This is a genomic window from Pseudomonas sp. GW821-FHT09E04, assembly GCF_059416185.1.
The window spans coordinates 416,736-430,379 of sequence record NZ_JBWKOR010000004.1; the positions used below are offsets into that span (position 1 = coordinate 416,736).

16 protein-coding genes and 1 pseudogene are annotated in these 13,644 nt (G+C 56.5%); 11 read left to right on the forward strand and 6 right to left on the reverse strand.

Annotated features, from left to right (window positions below; all coding sequences use genetic code 11):
- The first annotated feature begins 3 nt into the window (after nucleotides 1-3).
- The 4 genes from dapF to AC07N4_RS16995 are packed head-to-tail and all read left to right on the forward strand — an operon-like array spanning nucleotide 4 to nucleotide 3,176.
- On the forward strand, nucleotides 4-834 hold the full coding sequence (dapF, locus tag AC07N4_RS16980; RefSeq protein ID WP_096817338.1) for a diaminopimelate epimerase: 831 nt from the start codon (nucleotides 4-6) through the stop codon (nucleotides 832-834).
- Nucleotides 835-847: 13 nt separating this feature from the next.
- Entirely contained in the window at nucleotides 848-1,573 is a 726-nt protein-coding gene (locus tag AC07N4_RS16985; protein ID WP_493065640.1) for a DUF484 family protein, read from the forward strand.
- 2 nt (nucleotides 1,574-1,575) lie between these two features.
- The gene (xerC, locus tag AC07N4_RS16990) at nucleotides 1,576-2,475 is read left to right on the forward strand and encodes a tyrosine recombinase XerC (RefSeq protein WP_493065639.1); all 900 of its coding nucleotides are present in this window, start codon (nucleotides 1,576-1,578) and stop codon (nucleotides 2,473-2,475) included.
- Entirely contained in the window at nucleotides 2,472-3,176 is a 705-nt protein-coding gene (locus tag AC07N4_RS16995) for an HAD family hydrolase (protein WP_102620725.1), read from the forward strand. The genes xerC and AC07N4_RS16995 overlap by 4 nt, the downstream gene beginning before the upstream one ends.
- Before the next feature lie 65 nt (nucleotides 3,177-3,241).
- Here the strand turns inward: AC07N4_RS16995 and sutA are convergent, their stop codons facing one another.
- The 4 genes from sutA to glnK all read right to left on the reverse strand — a co-directional run bounded on the left by sutA (nucleotide 3,242) and on the right by glnK (nucleotide 6,025).
- Nucleotides 3,242-3,568 (reverse strand): dormancy-specific transcriptional regulator SutA, encoded by a 327-nt coding sequence (gene sutA / locus AC07N4_RS17000; protein ID WP_007951900.1) that lies wholly within the window; start codon nucleotides 3,566-3,568, stop codon nucleotides 3,242-3,244.
- Between the two features lie 102 nt (nucleotides 3,569-3,670).
- On the reverse strand, nucleotides 3,671-4,096 hold the full coding sequence (locus AC07N4_RS17005) for a secondary thiamine-phosphate synthase enzyme YjbQ (RefSeq protein ID WP_085731425.1): 426 nt from the start codon (nucleotides 4,094-4,096) through the stop codon (nucleotides 3,671-3,673).
- Between the two features lie 215 nt (nucleotides 4,097-4,311).
- Entirely contained in the window at nucleotides 4,312-5,649 is a 1,338-nt protein-coding gene (locus AC07N4_RS17010; RefSeq protein ID WP_096817333.1) for an ammonium transporter, read from the reverse strand.
- Nucleotides 5,650-5,686: 37 nt separating this feature from the next.
- Nucleotides 5,687-6,025: a P-II family nitrogen regulator gene (gene glnK, locus AC07N4_RS17015; protein WP_002555808.1), complete on the reverse strand. Its 339-nt coding sequence runs from the start codon at nucleotides 6,023-6,025 to the stop codon at nucleotides 5,687-5,689.
- A 413-nt stretch (nucleotides 6,026-6,438) separates the two neighbouring features.
- Here glnK and AC07N4_RS17020 point away from each other — a divergent pair, with 413 nt between their 5' ends.
- A complete protein-coding gene (locus AC07N4_RS17020) occupies nucleotides 6,439-6,705 on the forward strand; it encodes an accessory factor UbiK family protein (protein WP_096817331.1) in 267 nt (88 codons plus the stop codon).
- Nucleotides 6,706-6,751: 46 nt separating this feature from the next.
- Here the strand turns inward: AC07N4_RS17020 and AC07N4_RS17025 are convergent, their stop codons facing one another.
- Both AC07N4_RS17025 and AC07N4_RS17030 read right to left on the reverse strand, forming a co-directional pair.
- A complete protein-coding gene (locus tag AC07N4_RS17025) occupies nucleotides 6,752-7,057 on the reverse strand; it encodes a HigA family addiction module antitoxin (RefSeq protein ID WP_096817330.1) in 306 nt (101 codons plus the stop codon).
- Between the two features lie 7 nt (nucleotides 7,058-7,064).
- On the reverse strand, nucleotides 7,065-7,343 hold the full coding sequence (locus tag AC07N4_RS17030) for a type II toxin-antitoxin system RelE/ParE family toxin (protein ID WP_096817328.1): 279 nt from the start codon (nucleotides 7,341-7,343) through the stop codon (nucleotides 7,065-7,067).
- 323 nt (nucleotides 7,344-7,666) lie between these two features.
- Here AC07N4_RS17030 and AC07N4_RS17035 point away from each other — a divergent pair.
- The 6 genes and pseudogenes from AC07N4_RS17035 to AC07N4_RS17060 form a co-directional block, all read left to right on the forward strand.
- A pseudogene (locus AC07N4_RS17035) lies at nucleotides 7,667-8,194 on the forward strand (magnesium chelatase domain-containing protein); the annotation flags it as partial.
- 536 nt (nucleotides 8,195-8,730) lie between these two features.
- Nucleotides 8,731-9,912: an ATPase gene (locus AC07N4_RS17040; RefSeq protein WP_493065638.1), complete on the forward strand. Its 1,182-nt coding sequence runs from the start codon at nucleotides 8,731-8,733 to the stop codon at nucleotides 9,910-9,912.
- Between the two features lie 24 nt (nucleotides 9,913-9,936).
- The gene (locus AC07N4_RS17045; RefSeq protein WP_186744013.1) at nucleotides 9,937-10,500 is read left to right on the forward strand and encodes a MarR family transcriptional regulator; all 564 of its coding nucleotides are present in this window, start codon (nucleotides 9,937-9,939) and stop codon (nucleotides 10,498-10,500) included.
- Nucleotides 10,501-10,605: 105 nt separating this feature from the next.
- On the forward strand, nucleotides 10,606-10,989 hold the full coding sequence (locus AC07N4_RS17050) for a YegP family protein (protein ID WP_186744011.1): 384 nt from the start codon (nucleotides 10,606-10,608) through the stop codon (nucleotides 10,987-10,989).
- A gap of 191 nt (nucleotides 10,990-11,180) precedes the next feature.
- The gene (locus tag AC07N4_RS17055; RefSeq protein WP_493065637.1) at nucleotides 11,181-12,272 is read left to right on the forward strand and encodes a multiubiquitin domain-containing protein; all 1,092 of its coding nucleotides are present in this window, start codon (nucleotides 11,181-11,183) and stop codon (nucleotides 12,270-12,272) included.
- A complete protein-coding gene (locus AC07N4_RS17060) occupies nucleotides 12,269-13,642 on the forward strand; it encodes a ThiF family adenylyltransferase (RefSeq protein WP_493065636.1) in 1,374 nt (457 codons plus the stop codon). Before AC07N4_RS17055 ends, AC07N4_RS17060 begins: the two co-directional genes overlap by 4 nt.
- Nucleotides 13,643-13,644 lie beyond the last annotated feature (2 nt).

Consider the following 13,644-nt stretch of genomic DNA (forward strand, 5'->3'; position numbering starts at 1 on the left):
CCCATGCTGCTGCGTTTTACCAAGATGCACGGCCTGGGCAACGACTTCATGGTCCTCGACCTGGTCAGCCAGCACGCGCACATTCAGCCCAAGCACGCAAAAATGTGGGGCGACCGGCACACCGGCATCGGTTTCGACCAGTTGCTGATCGTCGAAGCACCGAGCAATCCGGATGTGGATTTCCGTTACCGGATCTTCAACTCCGACGGTTCCGAAGTGGAGCAGTGCGGCAACGGTGCGCGCTGCTTTGCGCGCTTCGTGCTCGACAAGCGTCTGACCGCCAAACGCCTGATTCGCGTCGAGACCAAGGGCGGCATCATCGAACTGGACGTGCGTAACGACGGCCAGATCGGCGTGAACATGGGCGCCCCGCGTCAGGTGCCGGCGGACATTCCGTTCCAGGCGACCGAGCAGGCCCTGAGCTATCAGGTCGACGTCGACGGTACATCGGTCGAACTGGCGGCAGTGTCGATGGGCAACCCCCACGCCGTGCTGCGCGTGCAGGACATCAACACTGCACCGGTGCATGAGCTGGGTCCGAAAATCGAACACCACCCGCGCTTTCCAGCTCGGGTCAACGTCGGCTTTATCCAGGTCATCGACCGTAATCGCGCACAACTGCGCGTCTGGGAACGTGGCGCCGGGGAAACCCAGGCCTGCGGCACCGGCGCCTGCGCTGCTGCTGTAGCTGCGATCAGCCAGGGGTGGATGGATTCGCCACTGCTGATCGACCTGCCGGGCGGGCGCTTGTCCATCGAATGGGCAGGCCCTGGCCAACCGGTGCTGATGACCGGTCCGGCAGTGCGTGTATACGAAGGACAAGTCCGTCTTTGAGTGAGCAGAAGCCATGACCGATAAGCCTCAGGTACCCGCCCGACAGTCCGGTGAAACAGCGTCCGAGAGCCTGGAGGCGGCAGCGGTTGCCGCGTACCTGGAGGCTCATCCGGACTTCTTCGTCGAACATGAAGAACTGCTGCCGTCCCTGCGCATCCCCCATCGTCGCGGTGACACCGTGTCGCTGGTCGAGCGCCAGATGTCCATCCTGCGCGACCGCAACATCGAGATGCGTCATCGCCTCTCGCACTTGATGGACGTCGCCCGGGACAACGATCGCCTGTTCGACAAGACCCGCCGCCTGATCCTCGCCCTGATGGACGCCGCCACCCTGGAAGACGTGGTGATCAGCGTCGAAGACAGTCTGCGCCAGGACTTCCAGGTGCCCTTCGTCAGCCTGATCCTGCTCGGCGATAACCCGGCTCCGGTCGGCCGCTGGGTGACCCACGCCGACGCGCAAGCCGCCATCGGCGGCCTGCTCACCGAAGGCAAGAGCATCAGCGGCAGCCTGCGCGAACACGAGCTGGACTTCCTGTTCGGCGAAGAGCAGCGCAAGCAGATCGGCTCCACCGCCGTGGTCGCTGTCAGCCACCAGGGCATCCACGGGATTCTGGCCATCGCCAGCCGTGATCCGCAGCACTACAAGAGCTCGGTCGGCACGCTGTTCCTCAGCTACATCGCCGAAGTCATGGGCCGCGTGCTGCCACGGGTCAACAGCTCCCTGCGCTCGGTACGCTGACCATGGAACGACAACTGGACGCTTACTGCGAACACCTGCGCAGTGAGCGGCAGGTGTCGCCGCACACGCTGTCGGCCTACCGACGCGACCTCGATAAAGTCCTCGGCTGGTGCAGCAAACAGAACATCGGCAGCTGGCAGGCCCTGGACATCCAGCGCCTGCGCAGCCTGATCGCCCGCCTGCATGCCCAGGGCCAGTCTTCACGCAGCCTGGCGCGCCTGCTGTCTGCAGTGCGCGGGCTCTATCACTATCTGAATCGCGAAGGCCTCTGCGATCACGACCCGGCGACCGGTCTGGCGCCGCCAAAAGGCGAACGCCGCCTGCCGAAAACCCTCGATACCGACCGCGCCCTGCAACTGCTTGAAGGTGCCGTGGAAGACGATTTCCTGGCTCGGCGTGATCAAGCGATTCTGGAGTTGTTCTACTCTTCCGGCCTGCGCCTGTCGGAGCTGACCGGGCTCAATCTCGATCAACTGGACCTCGCCGACGGCATGGTTCAAGTGCTCGGCAAAGGCAGCAAGACGCGCCTGTTACCCGTGGGTAAAAAGGCCCGGGAAGCGCTGGAGCAATGGTTGCCGCTGCGGGCGCTGACCAACCCGGCGGACGATGCGGTGTTCGTCAGCCAGCAAGGCCGACGCCTCGGCCCGCGCGCAATTCAGGTGCGGGTCAAACTGGCCGGCGAGCGCGAACTGGGGCAGAACCTGCACCCGCACATGCTGCGGCACTCCTTTGCCAGCCATTTGCTGGAGTCTTCGCAGGATCTGCGTGCCGTGCAGGAACTGCTCGGCCACTCGGATATCAAGACCACCCAGATCTATACCCACCTGGACTTCCAGCACCTGGCGGCGGTCTACGACAGCGCCCATCCACGGGCCAAACGCATGAAAGGCGACGATTCATGAGCATCCAGTTGATCACCTTCGACCTCGACGACACCCTGTGGGACACCGCCCCGGTGATCGTCAGCGCCGAAGCGGTTTTGCGCGAATGGCTGAGCGAACATGCGCCGAATCTGGGCGCGGTGCCGGTGGAACACCTGTGGTCGATCCGCGAACGGGTGCTGGCCAGCGAGCCGGGACTCAAGCACCGCATCAGTGCGTTGCGTCGGCGGGTGCTGTTCCACGCCCTGGAAGAAGCCGGTTATGCCCACGGTGAAGCCTCGGCGCTGGCGGACAAGAGTTTCGAAGTGTTTCTGCATGCCCGGCATCAGATCGAAGTGTTTCCGGAAGTCGAGCCGATCCTGGAAACCCTCGCCAAGCATTACGCCCTTGGCGTGGTCACCAACGGCAACGCCGATGTGCGTCGCCTCGGGCTGGCGGATTACTTCAAGTTTGCGCTGTGCGCCGAAGACATCGGCATCGCCAAGCCGGATGCGCGACTGTTCCATGAAGCCCTGCAACGCGGCGGCGTGAGCGCTGAAGCGGCGGTGCATATCGGCGATCACCCGGGAGATGACATCGCCGGGGCGCAGCAGGCCGGCTTGCGTGCGATCTGGTTCAACCCGGCGGGCAAGGTCTGGGAAGCAGAACGCTTGCCGGATGCCGAAATTCGCAGCCTGACCGATCTGCCCGCCGTGCTCGCCCGCTGGAACAGCCTCGGCTAGGTTTCTTTCGCCCATGAAAAAGCCCGCAGCGACGGCGGGCTTTTTCAGCAAGCAAGCGGCACGCCTCAGATAGGGCGGCTGCCGTACTTGTTGTCCGGCTTCTTGGGCGGATCGGCGACCACATTGGCCTCCACTTCCTGCACCTTGCCGCCGCGCGCAAGGAACTCTTCCATGGCCTTGGCCAGGGCATCGCGCTCCTTGTTCTTGGCTTCGATGCTCGGCAACTCATCGACCGACACCGCAGCCTTGGCCTTGCCTTTGGCAGCCGGGGCCGGCGTATCGTCACCGCCATCGTCTTCAGCAACGTCTTCCGCTGCTGCTTCCAGACCGTCCTCGGCCTCGTCTTCGTCGCCTACTTCGAGGTCGTCGTTTTCCAGATCATCGTCGCTCATGTTCTACCTCATGACTTGCGAAAAGCAGATTAGTTATAGACCAGCTTTGGCGACTGTCGAAAGTCGCCGTAAAAAAATCGGTAACCATTGGTGACCAACGGTTTATGCCTCTTCACCGTGCAAGGTGGCGAGGACTTTACGGGCACCGCCATGATCGCGGTGCTCGCCCAGGTAAACGCCTTGCCAGGTGCCCAGTGCCAGCCGACCCGCCGAAACCGGCAGGCTGATCTGGCAGCCCAGCACGCTGGCCTTGAAGTGCGCCGGGAGGTCGTCCAGGCCTTCGTCGTTATGCTCATAGCCGTCTGTTCCTTGTGGGATCAGACGATTGAAAAATCGTTCGAAGTCGCGACGTACCGCCGGATCGGCGTTCTCGTTGATGGTCAACGACGCCGAGGTATGCTGCAGCCACAAATGCAACAGACCGACCCGGCATGCCTTGAGTTCAGGCAGTCCGGCGAGCAACTCTTCCGTTACCAGATGAAAGCCCCGGGGCCGTGCCCGCAGGGTTATCAGAGTCTGTTGCCACATACAGTTCTCCGCACGTTCGGGGCGCATTCTAGCGCGCTCTGAAAAAAAACAAAGGCCCTAATATTCCTTCAATGATGTAAGCCATTGGCCGTAGAAAAACACCCGTCGTAAACACGACCAAAGCAGTACGAAAAATCCTTACAGCCATCTCAAGGATGACAAATCCCGGACAAAAAAATGCCCGGCGAACCGGGCAAGTTTTTTGAGGCGCGTACTTACAGGTTGTAGCCGCGCTCGTTGTGTTGTGCCAGGTCCAGGCCCACCGATTCTTCTTCCTCGGTAGCGCGCAGACCCATCACGGCATCCAGCACCTTGAGGATGATGAAGGTGACGATCGCGGTGTAGATCACCGTGAAGCCGACGCCTTTGCACTGAATCCAGACTTGCGCGGCGATGTCGGTGACGGTGCCGAAGCCACCCAGCGCTGGAGCGGCGAACACGCCGGTCAGGATCGCGCCGAGGATACCGCCAATACCGTGCACGCCGAAGGCGTCCAGGGAATCGTCATAGCCGAGTTTGCGTTTCAGGGTGGTGGCGCAGAAGAAGCACACCACGCCGGCGGCCAGACCGATGATCAGCGAGCCCATCGGGCCCACGGTGCCGGCTGCCGGAGTGATTGCTACCAGACCAGCAACCACACCCGAAGCGATACCCAGTGCGCTAGGTTTGCCGTGGGTGATCCACTCGGCGAACATCCAGCCCAGTGCAGCGGCGGCGGTGGCGATCTGGGTAACCAGCATCGCCATGCCGGCGGTACCGTTGGCGGCTGCGGCGGAACCGGCGTTGAAGCCGAACCAGCCAACCCACAGCATGGCGGCGCCCATCAGGGTGTAACCGAGGTTGTGCGGCGCCATCGGGGTGGTCGGGAAGCCTTTGCGTTTGCCCAGCACCAGGCACGCCACCAGACCGGCGATACCGGCGTTGATGTGCACCACGGTGCCGCCGGCGAAGTCGAGCACGCCCCAGTCACCCAGCAGCGAGCCCGGACCGCTCCAGACCATGTGCGCGATCGGCGCATACACCAGGGTGAACCAGACGCCCATGAACACCAGCATCGCGGAGAACTTCATACGCTCGGCGAAGGCACCGACGATCAGCGCCGGGGTGATGATGGCGAACGTCATCTGGTAAGTGACGAACACGGCTTCAGGGAACAGCGCCGCCGGGCCAGTAATGCTGGCAGGCGTGATGCCCGCGAGGAAGGCCTTGCCGAAGCTGCCGACGAAGGAGTTGAAGTTGACGACGTTGGCTTCCATCCCGGTGGTGTCGAACGCCATGCTGTAGCCATAAAGGAACCACAGGATGGTGACCAGGCCGGTAATGGCGAAGCACTGCATCATCACGGAAAGAATGTTTTTCGACCGAACCATGCCGCCGTAGAACAGCGCGAGGCCGGGAATGGTCATGAACAGCACGAGGGCCGTCGAGGTCAGCATCCAGGCGGTATCGCCGGAATTGAGGACTGGAGGCGCCACCGGATCTGCCGCCAAAGCCAGGCCGGGCATTACGATGGACAACAGGGCGCCTAGCCCTGCGAATTTACGCAGAGTCATATTGTTTTCTCCTGGGGCGTTGGGTTTGTGGCGGCGTTTAGATCGCGTCGGTATCGGTTTCGCCGGTACGGATGCGAATCGCCTGTTCCAGATTGACCACGAAGATCTTGCCGTCACCGATCTTGCCGGTGTTGGCAGCCTTGGTTATCGCCTCGATAACCCGATCCAGATCCTTGTCGTCGATGGCAACGTCGATTTTCACCTTGGGCAGAAAATCGACCACGTACTCCGCGCCGCGATACAGCTCGGTGTGACCCTTCTGCCGCCCGAAGCCTTTGACTTCAGTAACGGTAATGCCCTGCACGCCGATTTCGGACAGCGACTCGCGCACGTCGTCCAACTTGAACGGCTTGATGATGGCAGTGACTAGCTTCATGAAACTCTCTCCCGAATTGGTGGACTTGCCCCAGGAAAACAAACCCGACTCAAGTCTAAGCGCAGTGCCTGGCTTTGTAACGCATCGTCGGCCCTACCTGCCCGACTGACGCCAGCTAACCGCTGCTGACGAAACTCCCCGCTCCGCCTGCCGCACTGCATTCGTCACAGCGACTGCATCAGTGCATGGGTCACTACCGACTAAGCAGAAAGCTTGCCATCTCGCCAAAATCCCCTGATTTCAATCCCTTGGCCGCTGCCGAAGATGCCATCACCGAAATGGCACACGGGATACGCACAACAACGGTGCGCAGCCGTTCGTCCTTTTGCGCGAAAAGCGTGCATCCCGGCCAACGCAAATGACTATAGACACTGCGTGATACACTGCCGGCCATTGTTTCCAGGACATATCCCATGCTCGCGCCCAAAGACTTCCTCGACGCCCTGAGCGGCACCGCCTCCCGCCTGTTCAGCGGCGACACGCCATTGCCAAAAGCCGAAATCGAAAGCCAGTTCAAGATGCTGCTGCAAAGCGCCTTCAGCAAACTGGACCTGGTGAGCCGGGAAGAGTTTGATAGTCAGATGGTGGTGCTGGCGCGAACTCGCGCCCGGCTTGAGAGCCTTGAGGCGAAGGTGGCTGAGCTGGAAGCGAAGCTGACGCCACCTTCAGAAACCGAATAAAAAGAACCCCACGTCATTCAACGTGGGGTTCTTTCTTTTGTAGCGATCAGGCACAGCGAGCAAGTCGCTCAACTTGATCTCTAATTGATGCCCCCCGTTCAATCTCGGCCTTGCGCAGATCGTAAGTCGATTGCAGGTTGAGCCAAAACTCAGGGGTGGTATCCAGGCATATGGAAAGCCGGAGCGCCATATCCGCGCTGACACCTCGGCGCTGCAGGACGATGTCATTCACCGTTGGCGTGGAGACACTCAAAGCTCTGGCCAATGCAGCAGCTGTCAGGTTCAGAGGCTCCAGGTATTCCTCCTTGAGGATCTCGCCTGGATGAACCGGGCGCATACCATTCTTAGTCATACTCACCTCAGTGATAATCGACGATTTCGACATCCTCGGGTCCATTGAGGCCCCAAACGAAGCAGATTCGCCATTGGGCGTTGATTCGAATGCTGTACTGCCCTTTTCGATCCCCCTCCAGAGCCTCGAGTCGATTACCCGGAGGAGATCGTAAATCAGCGAGTACAGCTGCCGCATCAAGCATCGTCAGCTTACGTTCCGCGACACTCAATATGGCTGACCAGAAACGGGTTTTACCGCTGCAGAACAGGTATTCGGTTTCAGAACACTTAAAGCTAACGATCATAATTTAAAGCTTAACGTTATGCATTAATCTTGAGTTTATTCGTGGAATCCTTGAAAGCAAATGGCCCATTGAGGTTTCACAATGGTCTCTCAATATTTTAGGAAACGGACTACTCAGCCCATCTAAGCCCCACAAAAAACTTCAGCATTTCCTACAAGAAAACCCGGCACATCTGCTTGCAATGCTGGAGAGGGCTTCCTCAGTTCTGCCCCGCAACATCCAGTGAAAGTTTGCCCAAGCAACCATCCCTCCAACACCGTCCTCCCCGACTACCCTTCAAAAACCCGCAGGAAGCGGCCCCCGATTCAACCCAAGGAATGCCCATGTCCCTCGCCATCGTCCACAGTCGCGCCCAGATTGGCGTGGATGCTCCCGCCGTTACCGTCGAAGTCCACCTGGCCAATGGTCTGCCCTCGCTGACCATGGTTGGCCTGCCGGAGGCTGCGGTGAAGGAAAGCAAGGATCGGGTGCGCAGTGCGATCATCAATTCCGGGCTGCAGTTTCCGGCGCGGCGGATCACCTTGAATCTGGCCCCGGCGGATTTGCCCAAGGATGGCGGGCGGTTCGATCTGGCGATTGCGCTGGGGATTCTGTCGGCGAGTGTGCAAGTGCCGACGCTGACGCTGGATGACGTGGAATGCCTGGGCGAACTGGCGTTGTCCGGCGCGGTGCGGGCGGTGCGCGGGGTATTGCCGGCGGCACTGGCGGCGCGCAAGGCCGGGCGGACGCTGATGGTTCCGCGGGCGAATGCCGAGGAAGCATGCCTGGCATCAGGACTGAAGGTGATCGCGGTGGATCATCTGCTGGAGGCGGTGGCGCATTTCAATGGGCATACGCCAATCGAACCTTATGTTTCGGACGTGGGACAAAAAGAAATTACTGAGAAAACAAGGAATAAAATGAGAGTTAAACGAATGGAAGGTACCGCTGGAATACCCTCCTCTACGCGCGTTGTCATTGCCAGCGTTTCTAGCCGCGTCGCATCCACATCTGAAAACCCTTCCTGCTTCAACGATGAGGGCCAAGCAAGACAAGACCTTCCAGATATCATGACCCGCATTAATTGACGAAAGCGTCTATTTACCTCCGGCCATTGTGAAAGGAGCCCTTTGGATGAAATCGATACGAGGGGCTTGCTTAGCGCAGACGAAATCGAATACTGTACATTCATACAGTATTCAGGACGAATACCGGCCTTGCGGCGAGGCAACCCGCAGCAAGGTCACCGCTCTTTAACAATTTGCTTCCAGTGAGAAGAACTCAGGTGACTGGTTTCGTGTTCGCGCCGGATTGGTCATGCTAGGGATGACGTATTTTCTTCAGTCCGAGCAGATAGATGGCATTTTGATTCACTGCTCGCAAGGGTATAATTTCTAGGCCTGACTTGGTGATTATTGCCGATGTAAGGAAGGGCAAAATCAGGGCTTTGGGATCACCAAAGAAAGACTTTAGGATCAAGAAGTTAAGCGAAATCTTCATGCGGAAAAGGATTGCCCAGATCTTAAGCGATAGCCCAGGCTTGAAAGCCCGAGATATCGCTAAATTTCTTAACTGCGAACGCCGAGAAGTTACAAAATGTCTCTATGATAATCTTGAGGAGTTTGTGCAGGACGAAAACTTCGTTTGGTTGCTCAAGAAAAATGCCTGTCTCAAGATCGAGTTCACTGCCAGCCGAACCTGGATTACTCAGGAGCATTTTGAGCGTGCGCTAATCAAATATGGCTCGCCGCTTGACAATGCACACGGCCATATCACTTTAAAAATTCCGAAAGAGCGCAAAGTTCTATTTTGTGCTGCCTCGAGAATTCTGGCATTGGCGAACCAGCTAGCGGAAGTTAAGAGGATTGTGGAACTCGATTTTACCGAGAACCCCGACGCCCTCTCCTATTTAAATAGAGCGGGATTTTTCGATCAGCTCGCCAAATCTATTAAAGTCCTACCTCGAAAACCTAGTAGTTCTGCCGCACAGCGTCACAAAGCAAAAACCACCAAACTGGTGGAGTTGCTTCCTATTGACGCTTACAGCGATGAGAACGTACCGGAACGCTTCAAGTTGAGTTTTATTGATGCTTTTGGAGCCACTCACGCTCAAAAAATCCATAGCGTGCTGGGTGAACTTATCGGAAACGCCGAGGAGCATTCAGGAACAGTAATCCCTGGTTTTGCAGGCCTTCAAAGCTACACATTGAAAGGCTCTACATCGATCGTAGCTGTCATTTCGGACTCCGGGAAAGGTATCTGCTCAACTCTCAGACCCGCTTTAGATTTGCATTACCCTGAAGTTGCAAATCAGTTTCCCAAAACACTGGAAGCTTCCGATGCTCAACTAATCATACATGTTATGCGCAAAGGTGGTTTGAGCAGTAAAGGTAAAGGAAAGGGCGGGGCAGGCCTTCATACCAGCAGCAGTTACGCCGAAAGCTTAAATGCGAAAATCAGCATTCGGCAGGAAGACTTCTCGGTTGCGTTAACTTACCGAGATAATGACTTGCATAACCACAGTTGGTCGCTAGGCTTACCTCGACTTCGCGGAACACATATCGTCTTTGAATTCAAACTTGACAGTTAATTACATTCTGGTTAAACTCAAAGCATGAACGAGAAAAAACACATAATCGCCCTTCGAGACTTCACGGATGGAAGCAGCAACCCCTATGGCACGATTAGGGGTAGGAAGGCTCATGCCAAATTGTTGGAAGAGGTTGCCTCACGAGTAGGCGCGAAAACAATTGGTATATCCCTCAATAATATTGATGGTGCCGATGTTTCATTTCTTCGTGAGTCACTTATATTCACTTTTAAACAGTACGCTAAGAAAATCTCCTTCTATATTTTTGATCTAGTTGATGAAGATATAATCGCTAACTTAGAAGGTGCTGCGATATCTGGAGATTTTCGAGTCACGTGCTGGATTGATGGGAAATGCCGGTTCATTGGTCCCGCACCATCTCCAACTAGTCTTCCGCTGCTCGATCTGGTCATGTCTAACCGCTCTGTTACTACTACCCAGGTTGCCCAGGCGCTTGAGATGAGCGTTCAGAACGCTAGTACGCGACTCAAACGCCTATCTGAAGAAGGCTTCATTGCCCGGGTGGAGATGTCGGCTGGCAGTGGCGGAAAGGAATTTATCTACAAAGTGATAGGCGAATCTGCTTAAAGGGGTTGCCTTATCGAGAATAAGGGGTATGCTTACCGGCATACCCCTTTTTTTTGGCCTGCCGGTAAACGGGGTCATTGAACGAGAAAACATCAGGGATGATCCATGAAAGCTTCGTACGAGCTTCACAGAGCGGCAGACAACGGGTGGATTTTCCAGCTCAAGACTGGGAACAACCAGGTTCTGCTTCAAAGTGATAGCTATCGAACCTTAGGAGGTTGCTTGAACGGCATCGAGTCCTGCCGAGAGCATTCGCCATACGACAGATTTTACGGAAGGATTGAGCGTTCGTTGCATTTCACATTTCACGTGAAGGCTTCAAACAACAGAGTTATTGGACTTGGATGCGCGAGCAGATCAGCCGATGAAAGAGAGAACGCAATTGGGTTGGTCAAACGTTACGCCCAGATCGCACAAATCATCGATTGCACAAAGAAGGAGCTGACACGAATCAGACAGGGATACTACGAGAAAGACGATCAAACGTAGATGAGAACCATAGCGCAACGCCACATTGCGCGAAGGTACTGAGTCGAGATGCCTCTAACGAAAGCTGAGTATCTCTGCGTGACCCGCACCAGTCAAGTACTGGTTGGGACTCCTCTCCTCTACGGCTAATTCTGGCTTCCATTTGGAAAGCCAAGTACCCGCGTGAGCGGAAATCATTAGGAGATATACCCATGCAACAAGAACAAATGCAACACCAGCAGCGCCACAGCATTGAAGTGGCAAGCAACGATCTGGTTTATCGCCAGGTTAACCTCCAAGACAGTACCCCAACTGGTGCTCAAATCGCCGCGGCGTCTGGGTTCAAGCCCGACCAATCACCAGTGATCTTGCAGATGTTTGAATCTGGCGCCCAGGAAGACATCCGTCCAGATGAGACTGTCACTTTGAGCGAGGGGGTTAATCGCTTCATCGTCGTTGAGTCTGACCGCAAGTACCTGCTTATGGTGGATGGCGCCCGCTATGAGTGGCCCAGCAAACATATCTCCGGTCACACCGTTCGCAAACTCGCCGATGTCGGGACGGAAAAACGTCTGTTGCTTGAGCGTGAAGATGAGCCTGATCAGGAGATTGAAGACACTCATCTGATCAACCTGGACAAGGATGGAATCGAACGCTTTATCACCCGCAAGCCAATCTGGAAGCTGAACATCCAGGGTGAAGTGTATGAGTTCGACAAATCCATCGTGCCTGTACGCGAAGCGATCGTAGCCGCCAATTTGAACCCGAACCTCGACTGGCACATCTTCCTCATGGTTCGCGATCAGCCTAAGCAGGCCCTGGAAATTGGTGACAACATCGATTTGCGTCCTGAGGGTATCGAAAAGCTACGCCTGACCCAAAAGGATGTGAATAACGGCGAGGCGGCTCTGCCGCTTCGCCGCGACTTCAAACTTCTGCCCCGGGACGAACAATATCTCGACACTGTTGGTCATCGGTGGGAAACCCGCAACACTAGTGAAGGCGGGCGTTGGCTGGTGATTCACGGTTACGCGTTGCCTGATGGCTATTCGGAAAAAGTCGTTCAGATGGCCTTGAACATTCCCCCAACCTATCCCAACACCATGCTGGACATGTTTTACCTTTATCCGGCCGTACGGCTGGCCAACGGTGGTGAGATTGCACAAACGCAAGTTCAAGGCCAAATCGACGGCGTGACGTTTCAAGGTTGGTCTCGTCATCGCAGCTGGGATCCGGCCAACGACAATGTGGTTACCCAGCTGTTTATGGCCGACGGTTGCCTGCTGAAGGAGGTTGGTCTGTGACAGCACAATCTCGCCTTGTGCTGACGGAAGAAATCCACACCGCGCTCCGGGAACACCTGTTCCCGGGTGACGGTAAGGAAGCCGCAGCCATCCTTATCTGTTCACGCTCGCCCGGCGCTTCGCTGAAACTTCTCTCGAAGAAGCTCATCTTGGTGCCTCATGAGGAGTGCAAGGTACGCAAGCCTGATGCGCTTACCTGGCCTGGCAAGTATTTAGAGCTGGCCATAGACGAAGCGCTCCCACGATCGCTGTCAATCATCCTGGTGCATTCGCACCCGGGTGGTTTGTTCGATTTCTCGATAGCTGATGACAGCAGCGATGAAAGTACTATGGTCTCGCTCGCCCAAGGAGTAGAGGCCATTCATGGCTCTGCCATTATGATTCCTGGCGGCGCCATGCGCGCCCGTGTCTACCATCCGGATTCGTCAGTACAAGATATCGCGATGGTGAACGTCCCAGGAAACAACATCTGTTGCTGGCCATATGATTTGTCAGGACAGCCACCAGGTATGGCTTTCACCTCAGCAATGACAGCATCCCTGTCCAAACTGACTGCGGCCGTTATCGGCGTCTCAGGCACGGGCTCCATCGTGACTGAGCAGTTGGCAAGGTTAGGTTTCGGAAAACTTCTTCTAGTCGATCACGATCAGGTTGAAGAAAAAAATCTGAATCGAATCCTCAACTCGACACTCGCAGATGCTAAAGCTGGCCGCCCCAAAGTAGAGGTACTGGCCGACGCGGTTGAGCGTATTCGAGGCGCCCGAATCGCTCATCCCATCAACGCTTCGATTTTCGATAGAGATACGGTTCAAGCGGTAGCCGATGCTGATGTCATTTTTTGCTGCGTGGACTCTCAACTGGGACGTCTGATTTGCGACCTCATGTCGTCGTCCTTCCTTACTCCTTTGTTTGATGTCGGTGTGACGATTCCTACGAGGTTATCGCGTACTGGAACACCGAAGATTCATGACGTACAAGGGCGAATCGACTATGTGCGCCCAGGTGGGCCAACGCTGAGTGACCGCAGGATTTACACACCGGAATCCTTATACGCCGAGGAGCTGCTCAGTTCAGACCCGGAGGCTCATCGCGACCAAGTCGCCAGGGGCTACATCACCGGAGTGCATGAGGAGGCGCCTTCTGTGATCACGTTGAACATGCGAGCTGCCAGTGCGTGCGTCAACGAGTTCATCGCGCGAGCATTCCCTTTCCGTGAAGAAGATAACAGTGACTACACCCAAACCCTCTTCACACTCTCAGGGTGTCTTGAAGACTTTGCGTCTGAGTCCTCCTTCGCCAAGAGCCCTAACGCGCTCCTCGGCGTTGGTGATCAAGAGCCGCTGTTGGGTCTACCACCTCTGGGAGTGTAAGA